The organism is Rhizobium sp. NZLR11 (assembly GCF_019685115.1).
GTDB lineage: Bacteria > Pseudomonadota > Alphaproteobacteria > Rhizobiales > Rhizobiaceae > Rhizobium.
Map to the genome: position 1 here is coordinate 30,270 of NZ_JABDWD010000003.1, position 16,509 is coordinate 46,778.

At 62.6% G+C, this 16,509-nt stretch carries 18 protein-coding genes and 1 pseudogene; 16 read left to right on the forward strand and 3 right to left on the reverse strand.

Annotated features, from left to right (window positions below; genetic code table 11):
* Positions 1-275: 275 nt before the first annotated feature.
* Together HJB83_RS06445 and HJB83_RS06450 are read left to right on the forward strand one after the other, a co-directional pair.
* Positions 276-1,679 (forward strand): PLP-dependent aminotransferase family protein, encoded by a 1,404-nt coding sequence (locus HJB83_RS06445; protein ID WP_207583537.1) that lies wholly within the window; start codon positions 276-278, stop codon positions 1,677-1,679.
* A 341-nt stretch (positions 1,680-2,020) separates the two neighbouring features.
* Entirely contained in the window at positions 2,021-2,389 is a 369-nt protein-coding gene (locus HJB83_RS06450; protein ID WP_003587713.1) for a DUF983 domain-containing protein, read from the forward strand.
* Here HJB83_RS06450 and HJB83_RS06455 read toward each other — a convergent pair.
* Positions 2,359-3,285, reverse strand: a complete 927-nt coding sequence (locus HJB83_RS06455; protein ID WP_221131456.1) for a LysR family transcriptional regulator — start codon at positions 3,283-3,285, stop codon at positions 2,359-2,361. The genes HJB83_RS06450 and HJB83_RS06455 overlap by 31 nt on opposite strands.
* Before the next feature lie 145 nt (positions 3,286-3,430).
* Here HJB83_RS06455 and HJB83_RS06460 point away from each other — a divergent pair, with 145 nt between their 5' ends.
* From HJB83_RS06460 to HJB83_RS06475, 4 genes are all read left to right on the forward strand, one after another.
* Positions 3,431-4,042: a glutathione S-transferase family protein gene (locus HJB83_RS06460; protein ID WP_221131457.1), complete on the forward strand. Its 612-nt coding sequence runs from the start codon at positions 3,431-3,433 to the stop codon at positions 4,040-4,042.
* A 60-nt stretch (positions 4,043-4,102) separates the two neighbouring features.
* Positions 4,103-5,056, forward strand: a complete 954-nt coding sequence (locus tag HJB83_RS06465; protein WP_221159545.1) for a pyridoxamine 5'-phosphate oxidase family protein — start codon at positions 4,103-4,105, stop codon at positions 5,054-5,056.
* A gap of 107 nt (positions 5,057-5,163) precedes the next feature.
* The gene (locus HJB83_RS06470; RefSeq protein WP_207583541.1) at positions 5,164-5,625 is read left to right on the forward strand and encodes a nuclear transport factor 2 family protein; all 462 of its coding nucleotides are present in this window, start codon (positions 5,164-5,166) and stop codon (positions 5,623-5,625) included.
* A 27-nt stretch (positions 5,626-5,652) separates the two neighbouring features.
* Positions 5,653-6,213 (forward strand): TetR/AcrR family transcriptional regulator, encoded by a 561-nt coding sequence (locus tag HJB83_RS06475; protein WP_207583542.1) that lies wholly within the window; start codon positions 5,653-5,655, stop codon positions 6,211-6,213.
* A gap of 108 nt (positions 6,214-6,321) precedes the next feature.
* Here HJB83_RS06475 and HJB83_RS34005 read toward each other — a convergent pair whose 3' ends face one another.
* Positions 6,322-6,453, reverse strand: a complete 132-nt coding sequence (locus tag HJB83_RS34005) for a hypothetical protein (RefSeq protein WP_259669581.1) — start codon at positions 6,451-6,453, stop codon at positions 6,322-6,324.
* A gap of 156 nt (positions 6,454-6,609) precedes the next feature.
* Between HJB83_RS34005 and HJB83_RS06480 the strand changes: the two genes are divergently transcribed.
* Both HJB83_RS06480 and HJB83_RS06485 read left to right on the forward strand, forming a co-directional pair.
* The gene (locus tag HJB83_RS06480) at positions 6,610-7,296 is read left to right on the forward strand and encodes a hypothetical protein (protein ID WP_207583543.1); all 687 of its coding nucleotides are present in this window, start codon (positions 6,610-6,612) and stop codon (positions 7,294-7,296) included.
* A 20-nt stretch (positions 7,297-7,316) separates the two neighbouring features.
* A complete protein-coding gene (locus tag HJB83_RS06485) occupies positions 7,317-7,622 on the forward strand; it encodes a Dabb family protein (protein ID WP_221131459.1) in 306 nt (101 codons plus the stop codon).
* 286 nt (positions 7,623-7,908) lie between these two features.
* Here HJB83_RS06485 and HJB83_RS06490 read toward each other — a convergent pair whose 3' ends face one another.
* Positions 7,909-9,132 carry an MFS transporter gene (locus tag HJB83_RS06490; RefSeq protein WP_221131460.1) on the reverse strand — a complete coding sequence of 408 codons (1,224 nt, stop codon included), beginning with the start codon at positions 9,130-9,132 and terminating at the stop codon, positions 7,909-7,911.
* 287 nt (positions 9,133-9,419) lie between these two features.
* On the opposite strand from HJB83_RS06490, the gene HJB83_RS06495 reads away from it, so the two are divergent.
* The 8 genes and pseudogenes from HJB83_RS06495 to HJB83_RS06530 all read left to right on the forward strand — a co-directional run bounded on the left by HJB83_RS06495 (position 9,420) and on the right by HJB83_RS06530 (position 16,508).
* Positions 9,420-9,668 (forward strand): hypothetical protein, encoded by a 249-nt coding sequence (locus HJB83_RS06495; protein WP_207583546.1) that lies wholly within the window; start codon positions 9,420-9,422, stop codon positions 9,666-9,668.
* A gap of 54 nt (positions 9,669-9,722) precedes the next feature.
* Positions 9,723-10,394, forward strand: a complete 672-nt coding sequence (locus HJB83_RS06500; protein ID WP_207583547.1) for a response regulator transcription factor — start codon at positions 9,723-9,725, stop codon at positions 10,392-10,394.
* Positions 10,384-11,787 carry a HAMP domain-containing sensor histidine kinase gene (locus HJB83_RS06505; protein ID WP_116405261.1) on the forward strand — a complete coding sequence of 468 codons (1,404 nt, stop codon included), beginning with the start codon at positions 10,384-10,386 and terminating at the stop codon, positions 11,785-11,787. The genes HJB83_RS06500 and HJB83_RS06505 overlap by 11 nt, the downstream gene beginning before the upstream one ends.
* Positions 11,788-11,905: 118 nt before the next feature.
* On the forward strand, positions 11,906-12,331 hold the full coding sequence (locus HJB83_RS06510) for a hypothetical protein (protein ID WP_207583548.1): 426 nt from the start codon (positions 11,906-11,908) through the stop codon (positions 12,329-12,331).
* Positions 12,332-12,382: 51 nt separating this feature from the next.
* Positions 12,383-13,577: pseudogene (gene ccmI, locus HJB83_RS06515) on the forward strand (c-type cytochrome biogenesis protein CcmI).
* Positions 13,574-14,062, forward strand: coding sequence for a cytochrome c maturation protein CcmE (gene ccmE, locus HJB83_RS06520; protein ID WP_221131461.1), 489 nt, complete (start codon positions 13,574-13,576; stop codon positions 14,060-14,062). Before ccmI ends, ccmE begins: the two are co-directional and overlap by 4 nt.
* Complete coding sequence (locus HJB83_RS06525) at positions 14,059-16,056, forward strand: heme lyase CcmF/NrfE family subunit (RefSeq protein WP_207583551.1); 1,998 nt, start codon at positions 14,059-14,061, stop codon at positions 16,054-16,056. Before ccmE ends, HJB83_RS06525 begins: the two co-directional genes overlap by 4 nt.
* Positions 16,053-16,508 (forward strand): cytochrome c-type biogenesis protein, encoded by a 456-nt coding sequence (locus tag HJB83_RS06530; protein ID WP_207583552.1) that lies wholly within the window; start codon positions 16,053-16,055, stop codon positions 16,506-16,508. The genes HJB83_RS06525 and HJB83_RS06530 overlap by 4 nt, the downstream gene beginning before the upstream one ends.
* The last annotated feature ends 1 nt before the right edge of the window (position 16,509 follow it).

The following is a 16,509-nucleotide window of genomic DNA, read 5'->3' on the forward strand; positions in this document are numbered from 1 at the left end:
TGAGGCACCGGCCCGAAAGGATGAAAGCCGGCGCATTTCACCCTGAATAAGTAAGAAGACGGACGGGTGGCGGCAAGGCTGCAGCGGATGGAATTTCCAAATCGGGGAAACCCAGGGGATGCATTCAATGCGCGATCAAATACGTTGTAAATGGCCGTTCCGTGCCAAGGTTCGGCACAACCAAACTTGTGGACGCGATATTTTTGATGACAGCGTCACCGTGCAACAATATACGGTCAATCCTATCAGGAATCAGGCTGACACGGATTTACGACATGAAAGACTGGCATCCCGATCTCAGCCGCAGCAGCAGCCCTCGTTATATGGCGATCGCCGATGTGATCGAAATGGATCTGCGCAGCGGCCATCTGGTGGCCGGCGACCGGCTGCCGCCGCAACGCGAACTCGCCAAGCGGCTGAATGTCGATTTCACGACGGTGGCGAGAGGTTATGTCGAGGCGCAGAAGCGCGGGCTTGTCGATTCGCATGTCGGCCGCGGCACCTTCGTCACCGGTGGCGCCGATAAGGAGCGCCAAGGTTTCGCGCCCGGCGCCGCCCCCGATCCGCGCCGCGCATCCGTCGTCGATTTCTCGATGAACATGCCGCCGGAACCGAACGATCCGGAACTGCTCGCCCGCATGCGCGAGGGCATGTCGGCGGTGGCCGCCAACCTCATTCCGCTTCTGCGCTATCAGGGTTTTGGCGGCTCCGGCATGGACAAGGATGCCGCCGCCGCCTGGCTCAGCCGTCGCGGGCTGGTGCCCTCGCAGGAGCGGATATTCGTCACCCCTGGCGCCCATCCGGCCCTGCTGGCGATCTTCGGCCTGCTGGCAAAGCCGGGTGAAACCGTGCTTTCGGAAATCATCACCTATCCTGGCATGCGATCGATCGCTGCCCAGCTGCGGCTCAATCTGACCGGTCTGCCGATGGACGAGGACGGTATCCTGCCGGACGCTTTTGCCGAGGCCTGCGAGAGATTGAAGCCGAAGGCACTCTATCTCAATCCGACGCTGCAGAACCCGACGACGCTGACGATCCCGGCCAAGCGCCGTGAGGAAATCTCAGCTGTTGCCCGCAAATACCACGTGCCGATCGTCGAAGACGATGCCTACGGCTTCATTCCGCTGCAAGGCCCGGCGCCCCTCGCGGCAATAGCCCCCGATCTCACCTGGCATATCGGCGGACTGGCGAAATGCATCGGCGCGGGTCTGCGCCTTGCCTATGTCGTGGCGCCGGATAGCAAGGCCGTTTGGCCCTTCGTCAGCGCCATGCGCGCCAACAATGTCATGGCCTCGCCGCTGACCGTGGCGCTCGCCACCCGTTGGATCGAGGACGGCACCGCCGATACGATCCTGCGTTTCATCCGCGCCGAGGCCGCCGCCCGCCAGCAGATGGTCGCTGCCATCCTGCCGGCCGACAGCTACCGCGCCGATCCGATCAGTTTCAATATCTGGCTGCCGCTCTCCAACGGCTGGACCCGCTCCACCTTCGGCAGCCACACCCGCTCCTCCGGCATCGGCGTCGCGGCAAGCGATGTCTTCACAGTCGAGGGGACGGCACCCGAGGCCGTGCGTGTCTGCCTTGGCGGGCCGATCACCCGGGAGAAGCTGCAGGGCGCGCTGGAGTTCATGGCCCATGCGCTTGAGGGCCCGCCGGAAATGGCGGCTTCGTTCTTCTGACGTTCAAGCCTCGTGGCTGACGCCGTCGACGCATCCGAAAGCCGGAAGCGGTCGGGGTAATCGGCCGCGCCATGATTCACCCAAGATGAAGCCTAATGCATGTCGCCCGGAAGTGTGCAGCGGTTCCGGGATAAGGACATGCATAAAAACAAGAGCTAATGCGCATCGCATGAATCTAGTCCAATGCGACGCGCATTAGCCGTCAGCTGCCGCCAGCCGGCGGGACTGTGCGGCATTCTGACGAATTGACTGGTAATGTCGAGATGATGTAGTTATATTGAATGCATACATTGCTGAGCATTGATTGACTCGATGTTCCGCGCAGAAAAGGCGATATCATCATGGAGACCGAATACCCCCCGCTTCCTCCGCTGCAGACCGGCATCAGGGGACGCTGCCCGCGCTGCGGCCAGGGCCATATGTTCAAGGGCTTCCTGACCTTGCAGCCGGAATGCGAGGCCTGCGGCCTCGATTATTCCTTCGCCGATCCGGCTGATGGTCCGGCTTTTTTCGTCATCTGCTTTGCCTGCATACCGAGCGTGCTGCTCGGCGTCTGGCTGGAGGTCGCTTTCACGGCGCCGATCTGGGTGCAGCTTCTGGTCACCGGCCCCTTCATGCTCGCCACCTGCATACCGCCGCTGCGGCCGCTGAAGGGCTGGCTGGTCGCCAGCCAGTATTTCTACAAGGCGGAAGAGGGCAAACTCGCCTGAGATCTGTTCAGCGTCGCGCGCAGGCGCGGCGTGGCGAAATTGATGAGCGCCCGCAATTTCAGCGGCACCAATCCCTGCTGGGGATAGACGAGATGCACCGGTGCCGGCGGCGGTTCGAAATCGACAAGCAGCGGCGTGAGTTGACCGGCCATCTCAGCGCCTGCGGCCTGGTAGGAAAGTACCCGGGTGATGCCGAGGCCGGCGACCGCCGCATCGACCGCAGCCTCGGCGGCGTTGACGCCAAGCCGTGAGCGGATCGGCACGATGAGGTCACGTTTTCCCTCGGTGAATGTCCAACTCAGCGTCGAGGCCATGGCCTCGAAGGTGACGCAGTCATGGGCGGTGAGATCGCCTGGCTGCTGAGGTGCGACGTGCCGAGTCAGATAATCCGGGCTGGCATAGACCGTCCGGCGGATTGCGCCGAGCCTGGTGGCGATCATGTTGCTGTCCGGCAGGTTGCCGATACGGAGCGCCACATCGATATGATCCTCGACGAGGTTGGACAGCCGGTCGCCAAGCATCAGCCGCAGATTGATATCGGGGTAGGCCTTCAGGAAATCCACCACCACAGGCAGGACATGCAGCCGCCCGAAGACGATCGGCGCAGTCATCGTCAACTCGCCCTTCGGTACGCTGTATTCACCGGCCGCCGCCCGTTCCGCCTCTTCCACCCGATCGAGAATTTCCCGCGCCGCCTCCACATAGGAGCGGCCTGCCTCCGTCAGCGCGACCTTCCTGTTGGTTCTCTGCAGCAACTGGGCGTTCAGATGTGCTTCCAGTTCGGAAACCTTGCGGCTGACAGTTGCCAGCGGGGACCGCAGATGCCGGGAGGCGGCCGACAGGCTGCCCTGTTCGACCACGGCAAGAAGCACGGTCATGGCGTCGAGGCGGTCCATCCTATCCTTCCATAAATTGGGAATATACCTTCCAGAATAGCACTCTACTGCACGCAAATGGAAGGCAATAAATTATGCCGCAGATGGTTCGAAGCGGCCATCATCAATCGCGGCCCGTCGATCGCAAAGATCAGAGGAAACCATCATGAAACTCTACTACCATCCGCTATCCGGTCATTCGCACCGGGTTCACCTGTTCCTGTCTCTGCTGGGCGTGCCCTATGAACTGGTCGAGCTCGACCTGGCGGCAGGCGCCCACAAAGCGCCGGAGTTTCTGAAGCTCAATCCCTTTGGCCAAGTGCCGGTACTCGACGATAATGGCACGGTCATTGCCGATTCCTCTGCCATCCTCGTCTATCTCGCGCGCAAATATGGCCGTAACGACTGGCTGCCGGAAGAGGCATTGGCCGCGGCGCGAACACAGAAATGGTTGTCGGTTGCATCAGGCGAAATCGCCTACGGGGTGTGCGCTGCTCGCTTGGTGACCGTCTTCGGCGCCGATTTCCGTACTGAGGAGGTGATCACCCGGGCGCACCGCATTCTCGCGCTGATCGACGCGGAACTCGCCGACCGCAATTTCCTACTCGGCAACAATCCGGTGATCGCCGACGTCGCGCTCTACAGCTACATCGCCAATGCGCCGGAGGGCAATGTCGATCTCTCGGCTTATCCAAACGTCCGCGCCTGGCTCGCGCGCATCGAGGCGTTGCCGGGTTTCGTCGGCTTTCGCAAGACGAAGATCGGCCTTGCCGCATGAGACGTCGCCGGGACGGATCACCGTCCCGGTTTCCCAAATGGTGCCCGCAAGGAGGCCGTAATGCTGGAGCAGACAAGACAGGACGCCACATCACCCTGGCATCAAGGTGAACTCGCCATGCAGCGTAGCGTCGGGGTCGTCGAACGCATGGACGGACCCGGACGCAATTTCGTCCGCAAGGCAATGCCGGAGCAGCACCGCGCCTTCTTTCCAATGCTGCCTTTTGTCGTCCTCGGCGCCGTCGATGCCAAAGGCGATGTCTGGGCGACGGTGCAGGCTGAGCGACCGGGCTTCATGTCCTCACCGGATCCGGAGGTCCTGGATGTCGACCTGCGGCGCGACCCGGCCGATCCCGCCGATGCCGGCATGGAGGACGGCAATGCGATCGCAATGCTCGGCATCCAACTCGAGACCCGCCGGCGCAACCGGCTGAACGGCGTGATCCGCAGAACGGATGCCGAAGCTTTCCGCGTGCGTGTCGGCCAGAGCTTCGGCAACTGCCCGCAGTATATCCAGCCGCGCTCTTCCGTCTTTGTCCGCGATCCCGATAGGCCGACAGCGGTGGCGCCGCTGCATTCCGGTCAACTCGACCATCGCATGCGGCAGATGATCGAGGGTGCCGACACCTTCTTCGTCGCCTCCTATGTTGATCGCGACAATGGCGAGCGGCAGGTGGACGTCTCCCATCGCGGCGGCGATGCCGGCTTCGTCCGTCTCAGTGCTGGCGGCGTGCTGACCATTCCCGATTTTGCCGGCAATCGGTTCTTCAACACCCTCGGCAATTTCCTCGTCAACCCGAAGGCCGGTCTGGTCTTCATCGATTTTGAAACCGGCGACATGCTGCAGATGACCGGAACGGCAGAAGTGCTGGTGGATTCGCCCGAAATCACCAGCTTTCAAAGGGCGGAACGGCTGTGGCGTTTCACGCCGGAAGAGATCGTGTTTCGCCCGGATGCTCTGCCGCTGCGATGGAGCAAGGAGAGCGCCGATCTGCTGCGCTGTTCCCGCGGGTGAGGGGGACGCTTGGCTGCATCTCGACCTCTGCGGCAAAACGTTACCTTGGCGCCTTGCAACAATTGTACCGATCGGTACAATGATAACCATTCACTACAGGAGCGCCCATGTCCAGCCTGGCCCCAGCCTTCACCCTTGAGACCGCCACCCGAAAAGTCCGCCTTGCCGAGGACGGCTGGAACAGCCGCGATCCGGAGCGCGTCTCGCTCGTCTATACGCCGGACAGTTGCTGGCGGAACCGCGCCGAATTCGTCAACGGTCGAGCCGAGATCGTCGCCTTTCTCACCCGCAAATGGGCCAAGGAATTGGACTACCGGCTGATCAAGGAGATCTGGGCCTTCACCGATGATCGCATCGCCGTGCGCTTCGCTTACGAATGGCACGACGACAGCGGCAACTGGTTCCGCTCCTATGGCAACGAGAACTGGGAATTCGATGCCGCCGGTCTGATGCAGCGCCGCTTCGCCTGCATCAACGACCTGCCGATTCGGGAATCGGAACGACAGTACCACTGGCCGCTCGGCCGGCGGCCCGACGATCATCCCGGTCTGAGCGAACTCGGCCTCTGACGCAAGCCAGGCCAAGGAACTCCGCCGGTGAAGACCGTCTACGAACGCGCCGACATCGTGCCGTTGCTGGCGGAAATCTTCCGCGAACTCGGCTATGAGGCCACGTCGCTCAGCCGCATAACCGAACGCATCGGCATCGGCAAGGGCAGTCTTTATCACTTCTTTCCCGGTGGCAAGGAGGAGATGGCGGGTGCCGTGCTCGCCGATGTCGATGCCTGGTTCGAACAGGCGATCTATCAGCCGTTAAGAAAGGACGACGCTCGTCAGGCTATCGCGGCGATGTGGACGCATGTGAACGATTATTTTCGCTCCGGCCGGCGCATCTGCCTCGTCGGCGCCTTCGCGCTTGATGAGACCCGGGAACGATTTTCGCCAGCAATCGGCGGCTATTTCATTCGCTGGATCGACGCCTTGCGTTCGGCGTTGATGCGGGCGGGCTGTGCAGAGGAGGAGGCGCAGGCGCTGGCCGAGGAGAGCGTCGCCGGCATTCAAGGCGCACTGGTGCTGTCGCGGGCGCTGGACGACACAACGGTCTTCACCCGATCGCTGCAGACGCTGGCGAAACGGCTCGAAGTCGTGATGCGATGAGGGCGGTCAAAGCGGCTGGGATGTTCCATTGCAGCCGTAAAGAATTCACCCGGCCACGATTGATTGGCCGGGGCCTCGATCGGGCGCTGGGCGGCGCTCGATCTTATATCAGCGTTGTTGTTGAGGCTGCTGGGTCGGGCGCGGATTTTCCCGTTCAGGGCGAATCTGGCGCCATTCATTTTCCATCTGGTCGACGACGTGCTGGGGAATGGTGGTTTGCGTTGTGGCGGGCGTCTGCATCGGAAGTCTCCTCGTTCTGTGGTAAGGCTTCAGGGCAAAGAGATGCATCGCACAAGACAAAAGGCGTGTAAATCAGTGGCTTAAACACTTTAAACGATTAAATAGATTTTAATCGATTAAGACGGTTTTAACCACGATATTTTTGGGAAGCGCGGAATGGTTGTCCACATGGACCGGGGTTTCTTTTTCGATGCGGTGCGGGACCAACTCTTCAAGGGAGAGATGACGCATCCTCAGGTAGTGGGCATCACTGCGATTATCGACGCTTGGGAAGAGCGGTTTCCCCATGCCGATCGGCGGTGGCTCGCCTATATCCTCGCAACCGCTTACCATGAGACCGCCTATACGATGCAGCCGGTGCGCGAGACGCTGGCGCACAGCGATAAACGCGCGGTCGAGATCCTGGAGACGGCCTTTGCTGCAGGCAAGCTTTCCTGGGTGAAAACCCCGTACTGGCGGCCGGACGAGGATGGTCGCAGCTGGCATGGACGCGGTCTGGTGCAACTCACCCACAAGCGGAACTATGAGGCGATGAGCACGCTGACGGGCATCGACCTCGTTGCCGATCCCGACCGGGCGATGGAGATGGCGGCGGCGGTAACGATCCTGATCGAAGGCATGCTGCAGGGCAGCTTTACCGGCCACAAGCTCGCCGATCACCTGAACTTGACGACGGAGGATTGGGTGAACGCACGCCGCATCGTCAACGGCACCGACCGGGCGGAAAAGCTCGCGGCTTACGCCATCATCTTCGCTGCGGCGATACGTCCGGATGCCCCGCATGGCATGTTCGCGCGGTTGAAGGCCTGGGGCTTGCGTGTTATCGCCCGGCTGACCCTCTGAAACTTGACAGGAGCTTCCGCGTGATCCGCCATATCGTCTTCTTCACCGTGCAGGAGGAACATCTGCAGGAGGTGAGGGCCGGGCTTTCGGTTCTGACCGGCATTCCTCATGCGCGGTTGCTGGAGATCGGCACCAATGTGAAAACCGATCAATTGGGCACCGAGATCGATCTCGTAGTCTACGGCGAATTCGACGACGAGGCGGCCCTTGCCGCCTATAAGGCCCATCCGGATTACCAGCTCTCGATCGAGCGCGTGCGGCCGCTCCGGGAAAAGCGCATCGCCGCCGATTACGACTGCTCCACGGCGGTGACGCGGCCGCTTTGAATCTCGCAAGCGTGCTGTTGCCATGCCACATTCCGTCGAAATTTCAGATGGAAGACTGATTTTCCGGAGGGGGGTCGCGCCCCGAAGTTCACTCAACTGTTGAGCCGCCGGACTCAACTTTCGAAAAAGCGGCGGCAAGCGATTCAAAAGATTCGCCAAAGCGGGCTGCGTGCTAATGGTCAGCTGGCTGCAGCAGTCGCGATACGCGGTCGGAAAGCCGCTCTCGTCCTGATGATGATGATAATCAAGACAGATTAAGAATGGCTGACTTGCCGGGCCCGGGCTCTCACGAGACGACCGGGCTCGGGTGCGATGCGTGGGCGCTGCGCACCACCGCCATCAACGTCAGCACGAAACTCAACGACAAGGCGGCGAGAACGGCGCAGGCGACGAGTGCCGGGCCGGTGCCAGCGCGGTCGAGGATGGCGGTGAAGATGACCGGGGCGATGGCGTTGGCGAGGTTTTGCGGCAGCGACAGCCGGGCCGACTGCAGACCGTATTCGGCAGGTGAAAACAGCGCCAGCGGCAGAAGCGCGCGGGCGACGGTCATGACGCCGGCGCCAAAGCCGTAGAGCAGAATGAAGGTGACGAGCAGCGGTGTTGACGAGCCGGCGACCAGCATGATCAGGAAACTGATCATCATCAGGCCGATGCCCATCGCCGCGCTGAGCATGGGGTTGCCGCGCCGGCCGAGCAGCATGTCGAGGAAACGCGCCGAGATGCCGAGCACGCCGCGTGCCGAGCCGAGCTGCAGCGCGAAGGCCGGCGAGGCGCCGGACTGACGGAAGATTTCGAGCAGCGATGGCGAGATGCCGAAGGTGATGAAGGTCGAGATCGTCGTCGCCGCGGCAATCAGCAGGAAGGCTTTGCGCCGTGCCACCTTCGACAGCGGCACCGGGGCAATGTCTGCCGCGCTGCCTTCGATATGCATTACGATCGGTTTCGGCAGGGCGAAAAGATGCAGCGGCAGACAGACGAAGAATTGCAGCCCCGCGCAGACGAGAAAGGTGAGGCGCCAGCCGAGCGTCTCGTTGAGCAGGCTGAGGATCGGCCAGAAGATGGCGCTCGAAAGCCCGGTGAACAGCATGAGAATAGCGATGACGCGTTTGCCGTTCGCCCCTTCGCGCTCGACGACGGCCGTATAGGCCGGTGCCGAAAGGCCACAGGCGCCGCCGATGCCGATGATCACCCAGGCGGCGGCATAAAACACGATGCCGTTTGCGGCGGAAAGCAGAAGCAAGCCAAGCGCAAAGGTCAGTGAGGCGGCCGATAACACTCGGGCGGCGCCGTAGCGGGAGAGCCAGCGGCCGGTCGCGGGACCAATGATGGCGCTGACCATCATCATGATCGTCAGGCCGGCAAACGCGACCTCGTTCGCCAAGCCAAGAGCGGGTGCCACGACGCGGCCCATGACCCCGAGCATGTCGAACGTCGTGCCCCAGCCGATCAACTGGGTGATGGCAAGCACGGTGACCGTCTGCGCCGAGCGGAAGCGGAAGGAATTTGGCATTGGTGCTGAAATGGCCTGAATGCGGAAACACCAAGGACATACCAGTTTCAATCGGCCGGTAAAAGTTGCGATCGCAATTCCCGCCACACCTGATACCGAACGACTTTTTCCGATGCGGAGGAGGCCGCCGAAGCCTGCCGCGGCAGCGGTTTTCAGCAGCTGACACCGGTTGCCGTCAGCAGTCGAGAATGGTTCTAAATGCCCTGCGTTACAGCGCATTCATTTGCCATTCAGGTCGCGTGAGTACATATTCGGGCCACATTGGCATTACCTTGAAAGCATAGCACATGGCCTTTCCTCTGAGCGTCGCAGCGTTGGCCGCCGGACTGGTGGTATCGGCGCCCTCATCGGACGTCGTGGGCACTCTCGTTCACAGCGTGGCAGGTGACTGCAGCGCCGCCGCAGCCCAGGTGGTTGAGCAAACGGGCGGCCAGCTCCTGTCCGTGCAACCGGTGGGCGACACCTGCATCATCACCGTTCTGGTGTCGGGAAACGGCCAGCGTCCACGCAAAGTGACGGTAAAGGTTCCGATGTAGGCGGAATCGGTCTATTCAGGACATGATCGATTTGAAGCGGGCGAAGGCGGACCGATGCGCATTCTGGTAGTCGAAGACGATGTTAATCTGAACCGGCAGCTGGCCGACACGCTGAAGGAGGCGGGCTATGTCGTCGACCAGGCGTTCGACGGCGAGGAAGGCCATTTCCTCGGCGATACCGAACCTTATGACGCCATAATTCTCGATATCGGCTTGCCGGAGCTGGACGGGGTCACCGTCCTTGAAAAATGGCGCGGCGCCGGCCGCGGCATGCCGGTGCTGATCCTGACGGCGCGCGACCGCTGGAGCGACAAGGTCGCCGGTATCGACGCAGGGGCCGACGACTACGTCACCAAACCCTTCCATGTCGAGGAAGTGCTGGCGCGAATTCGGGCGCTGATCCGGCGCGCGGCGGGGCATTCCTCATCCGAGATCATCTGCGGGCCGGTGCGGCTCGATACCAAATCCTCCAAGGCGACGGTCAATGGCACGACGCTGAAGCTGACCTCGCACGAATACCGCCTTCTCGCCTATCTCATGCATCATATGGGCGAGGTCGTCTCCCGCACAGAACTGGTCGAGCACATGTACGACCAGGATTTTGACCGCGATTCCAACACGATCGAGGTCTTTGTCGGCCGTCTGCGCAAGAAGATGGGCGTCGATCTGATCGAAACGGTGCGCGGTCTCGGATACCGCATCCAAGCGCCGAAACATGCGAATTAAGTCGCTCACCGCACGTGTTTTGTTGTTGACCACAGTCTGGTCGACGGTGGCGCTGGTGGTGATCGGCCTGTTGATCTCCACCCTCTACCGCAAGAGCGCCGAACGCGGTTTCCAGGATCTGCTGCGGGCGCAGCTCTATAACGTCATCAACTCTGTGACGATCGGCGATCAGGGAGCGCTCAGCGGCAGCCCGCAGCTCGGCGACCTGCGTTTTGCCCAGCCGAAGACCGGTTGGTATTGGGTGGTGGAGCCGCTCGGCACCTATACGACGGCACCGCTGGTGTCGCCCTCGCTCGGCTCGGCGCTCATTCCGGTTCCCTCCGTCGTCGAGGCGCCTTTCGACAAGAATTACGAACGCTACTATCAGGTGACGGATGCCTCCGGGAACCGCGTGCAGGTGGCGGAAACCGAAGTGGTGCTCGATACTGACGGGCGCGCGGCGCGCGTCCGCGTCACCGGCAATGTCGATGTCGTCGAAGACGACGTGCGCACCTTTTCCCATAGCCTCTATCTGGCGCTGGCCGGCTTCGGCGTCGGCAGCCTGATCGTCAATGCCCTGGCGATTCTCTATGGCCTGAAGCCACTCGACAAGGCACGTGCCGCCTTGGAGCGCATCCGCGCCGGCGAGAGCGAGCAGCTCAAAGGCGACTTCCCGCGTGAGATTTTGCCGCTCGCCAACGAGGTCAACGCGCTGATCGACAGCAACCGCCGCATCGTCGAGCGGGCCCGCATGCAGGTCGGCAATCTCGCCCATTCGCTGAAGACCCCGATTGCCGTGCTTCTCAACGAGGCGCGCGTGCTCGAAAAATCCCATGGCGAACTGGTGCGCAGCCAGGCGGAATCGATGCAGGGACAGGTGCAGTCCTATCTCAACCGCGCCCGCATCGCTGCGCAACGCGAATCCGTGCTCGCCCGCACCGATGCCGAGCCGGCGCTCGAGCGGCTGGTGCGCGTCATGCGCCGGCTGAACGTCGATACCGAATTCGATCTCGTCGTCTCGCCGCCGCATCTGGCCGTCGCTATGGAGCAACAGGATCTCGAGGAGACCGTCGGCAATCTCTTGGAGAATGCGGCGCGTTTTGCCAAAAGCAAGGTACGGCTTTCGGCCGTCGAGGCCGGCGACGACGTCAAGGGAGCGGAGGCGAGTGCGCGCCGCCACTGGGTGGAGCTCGCCGTCGAGGATGACGGGCCGGGCCTCGAGCCCGATCAGATCCGCGAGGCGCTGAAGCGCGGCCGCAGGCTCGACGAAAGCAAGCCCGGAACCGGGCTCGGCCTTTCGATCGTCACCGAGATCTCCAGTGAGTATCAAGGACGGCTCGAGCTTTCCCGCGGCGAATGGGGCGGGCTCAAGGCGAAGCTTATCCTGCCCGGCATCACAAAGGATGTTGCATGAGCAACTGCTTGATGTCACAAAGATACTGGCAAATGCATAGCATGCTTTGCCTTAATGCTGACACGGGGACGCTGCACTTCGATCGGCTGAAATTGACCCCTGATCGTGGTTCGACGCAATGATTTTACGCTCGCAAGGCATGATCGCTTCCGCTCTTCTCGTCGCCGTCGCGCTCACCGGCTGCACGACGACGAAGGGTGCCGCTTCACGCGGCATTTTTTCGAGCAAGCCCTCGGCCTCGGCAGCCTTCCTCACCGCGCTGCAAGGCGGCCTTGCCGGCCGCAGCGGCGTGAGCTTGAGCGATAGCGACAAGCAGCGGGCGCTCGAGGCAGAATATCGGGCGCTGGAAGGCGCAGCCGTCGGCCAGCCGGTGCTGTGGACCGGCGAGGACGTCACCGGCAAGGTGGTCGCGGCAGCACCCTATCAGGTCGGTTCGCAGAACTGCCGCCAATATACCCATACGCTGACCGCCGACGGCAAGGACACCGTGGTGCGAGGCGTTGCCTGCCGCAACAATGACGGAAGCTGGTCGCCGCTCGGCTGAATCTGGTGAGTTGCGGCTCAAATCTTTGTCATTCCGGCTTTGGCAGTTGGAATGGCGGCGCGCATCAAGTATTTGGGCCGATATGCTGTTCTGGATTCTCGTTGCCGTTCTGACGGCAGCCGTCGCCATCATCCTGCTTTACCCCCTTCTGCGCGGAGCGAAGGCGGCGGAGAATATCCGCGCGGGCGAGGCGGCAGTCTACCGTGACCAACTGCGCGAACTCGACCGCGATCTCAATGGCGGACTGATCACGCCTGAAGAAGCTGACTATGCCAGGGCTGAAATCGGCCGGCGGCTGATCGCCGTTTCTGCCGATGAGCGGGAAGAAACGCCGAAACCCGCACGGCATCGCCGTTTCACCGAGGCCTTCGTGCTGCTGGTCCTGCCGGTTCTCGGGCTCTGTCTTTATTTGACGACGGGCAGGCCGGACCTGCCCTCGCAGCCGCTGGAAGCGCGGCTGGAAAATCCCGGCAACGATATGGCTGTGCTGATCACCAAGGCGGAACGGCACCTGGCGCAGAATCCCGATGACGGCAAGGGCTGGGACGTGCTGGCGCCGATCTATGTCCGCACGATGCGCGTGAACGATGCGCAACTGGCCTATCGCAATGCCATCCGGCTTCTCGGCCCAAGTCCGGTCCGGCTCGACGGCCTGGCCGAGACGCTGATGGCGATCTCCGACGGCGTCGTGACGGAGGAGACGCGCCAAGTGCTGGAACAGTCGCTGACGCTGGAACCCGACAATCCCCGCGCCCGCTTTTATATCGCGCTCAGCATGGAGCAGGCCGGACGGCCCGATGAGGCGCGCCAGGCCTTCGAGGCGCTGGCGAAACAATCGCCGGCCGATGCGCCCTGGCTGCCGCTGGTCAACCAGCATATCGCCATGAACGGCGGCGCGCCGGCAGTTCCCGATCAAGCAGCCCCGATTACCCCGGCTGCCCCGGCTGCCCCGGGCAATCCCACGCAGCAGGATGTGGCCGCGGCGGACAACATGAGCGCCGGCGACCGGCAGCAGATGATCCGCGGCATGGTCGAGAGCCTCGACGCCAAGCTGAACGAGGATCCGAACAATTTCGAGGGATGGGTGCGGCTCGTCCGCTCTTACGCCGTATTGAACGATAAGGATCGCGCCGCCGCTGCGCTGAAGCGCGGGCTTGCTGCCTTTCCGTCGGCCGGCGAGCAGGGCAGGCAATTGCTGGCGCTGGCCCGGGAACTCGGCATCGCCACGGAGGGAATGACGCAATGACGCGCAAGCAGAAGCGCCTGGCGGTGATCGCGGGCGGCATGGGCTTCATTGCCGCCGCCGTGTTGCTGGTGATGTTCGCCTTCAGCCAGTCGGTCGCTTATTTCTATATGCCGGCCGATCTGGCGAAGACGCCGGTGGCGCCGGAAACCCGCATCCGGCTTGGCGGCCTGGTCGGCGAAGGCAGCGTTGTGCTCGGCACAGGCTCGACCGTGGAATTTGCCGTCACCGACGGCAGCGCCAATGCCGTGAAGGTCAAATATACCGGCATTCTTCCTGATCTCTTCCGCGAAGGCCAGGGTGTCGTCACCGAAGGCATGTTTGCATCAGGGACCAACGTCTTCGTTGCCGATACCGTGCTTGCCAAGCATGACGAAACCTATATGCCGAAGGACGTGGCCGACAGGCTGAAGCAGCAGGGGCTGTGGAAGGAAGGCCAAGGCCCAACGAAGGAAGGTCAAGCCCAGGAAGTGAAGGCGACGCAATGATCATCGAGATCGGCCATTACGCGCTGGTGCTGGCGCTGGCAACAGCGCTCATCCTTTCCATCGTGCCGGTGATGGGAGCCCGTCGCCACGACCGGGCGATGATGGATGTGGCGACGGTCGGTTCGCTGGCGATGTTTGCGCTTGTCGCCTTCTCCTTCGGCGTGCTCACCTATGCCCATGTCGTCTCGGATTTCTCGGTCGAGAACGTCTGGGAGAATTCGCATTCGCTGGTGCCGCTGATCTACAAATATTCCGGCGTCTGGGGCAATCACGAGGGATCGATGATGCTCTGGCTGTTGATCCTGACGCTGTTCAGCGCCCTGGTCGCCGTCTTCGGCCGCAATCTGCCGGAGACGCTGAAGGCCAATGTGCTGGCCGTGCAGGCCTGGATTTCGGTCGCCTTCACGCTGTTCATTCTGCTGACCTCCAATCCCTTCCTGCGGCTCGATCCGGCGCCGGCCGAGGGCCGCGATCTCAATCCGGTCCTTCAGGATATCGGCCTGGCGATCCACCCGCCGCTGCTTTATCTCGGCTATGTCGGCTTTTCCGTCTGCTTTTCCTTTGCGGTTGCAGCACTCCTCGAAGGGCGCATCGATGCCGCCTGGGCCCGCTGGGTGCGGCCTTGGACGCTGGCCGCCTGGACTTTCCTGACGCTCGGCATCGCTATGGGCTCCTACTGGGCCTACTACGAACTCGGCTGGGGCGGCTGGTGGTTCTGGGACCCGGTGGAAAACGCCTCCTTCATGCCGTGGCTCGCCGGCACCGCATTGTTACATTCCGCCCTCGTCATGGAAAAGCGCGAGGCGCTGAAGATCTGGACGGTGCTGCTTGCCATCCTCACCTTCTCGCTGTCGCTGATGGGCACCTTCCTGGTGCGCTCCGGGGTGCTGACCTCGGTGCATGCCTTTGCCAGCGACCCGAGCCGCGGCGTCTTCATTCTCTGCATCCTGCTGATCTTTATCGGCGGCGCGCTGTCGCTGTTTGCCTTCCGCGCTCCGAAGCTGTCGGCCGGCGGCCTGTTCGCGCCGATTTCGCGCGAGGGCGCGCTTGTCGTCAACAATCTGATCCTGACGGTTGCCTGCGGCACGGTTCTCACAGGCACGCTCTATCCGCTGCTGCTGGAAACGCTGACCGGCGACAAGATCTCTGTCGGGCCGCCCTTCTTCAACCTGACCTTCGGCCTGCTGATGGCGCCGCTGATCGTTGTCGTGCCATTCGGACCGCTGCTTGCCTGGAAGCGCGGTGATCTCCTCGGCGCCTTGCAGCGGCTCTATGTCGTCGCAGGTCTCGCCTTCACTGCTGCGGTGGTCTTCTTCTATCTCCAACATGGCGGCCCGGTACTGTCCGTGCTCGGACTGGCAGCCGGGCTGTTCCTGGTTCTGGGTGCTGCGGCCGATCTCTGGTATCGCGCCGGCATCGGCAAGGTGGCGGGCAACGTCGCCTGGCGCCGTCTGACCGGCCTGCCGCGTTCGGCCTTCGGGACCGCCCTTGCCCATGCCGGGCTCGGCGTGACCGTGCTCGGCATCGTCGCGGTGACGACGTTTCAGACCGAACATGTGGTCGAGATGAAGCCCGGCGAGACCACCGATGCCGGCGGCTATAGCCTGCATTTCGACGGCATGCAGCCGGCGACCGGGCCGAACTATACCGAGGAGCGCGGCCACTTCACTATTCGCCGCGCCGGTGTCGCGGTCGCCGATACCTGGTCGGCCAAGCGCCTCTACACCGCCCGCCAGATGCCGACGACCGAGGCGGGCATCCTCACCTTCGGGCTTAGCCAGCTCTATGTCTCATTGGGTGACGCCACCAAGGACGGCGGCATCGTCGTGCGCATCTGGTGGAAGCCGTTCATCCTCTGCATCTGGGGCGGAGCGGTGCTCATGGCCTTCGGCGGCCTCGTCTCGCTCAGCGACCGGCGCCTGCGCGTCGGCGCCCCACGCAGGAAGGCGAAGGCCGCAAAGCCGGTAGCGCCCGCAATGGAGCCGGCGGAATGATGCGACGTCTCCTCCTGGCTTTGGCTTTGGTGCTGATGGCCGCGCCGGCCTTCGCCGTCAATCCGGACGAGGTGCTGGCCGATCCGGCGCTGGAGGCGCGGGCGCGGGGCCTTTCGGCGGAACTGCGCTGCATGGTCTGCCAGAACCAGTCGATCGACGATTCCAATGCCGATCTCGCCAAGGATCTGCGTCTGCTGGTGCGCGAGCGCATCACCGACGGCGACAGCGACGATGAGGTGCTGAACTATATCGTCTCGCGCTACGGCGAGTTCGTGCTGCTGAAGCCGCGTTTCAGCATGAAGACGAGCCTGCTATGGGGCGCCCCGGCGCTGCTGGTGCTCGCCGGCGGGCTGTCACTGCTGGTTTTTGCGCGCAGGAGGGCCGGCAAGCCGACGGGAAGCAAGCTGACGGCGGATGAGCAGGCGAAGTTGAGCGAGCTTTTGAAAAAGTAGG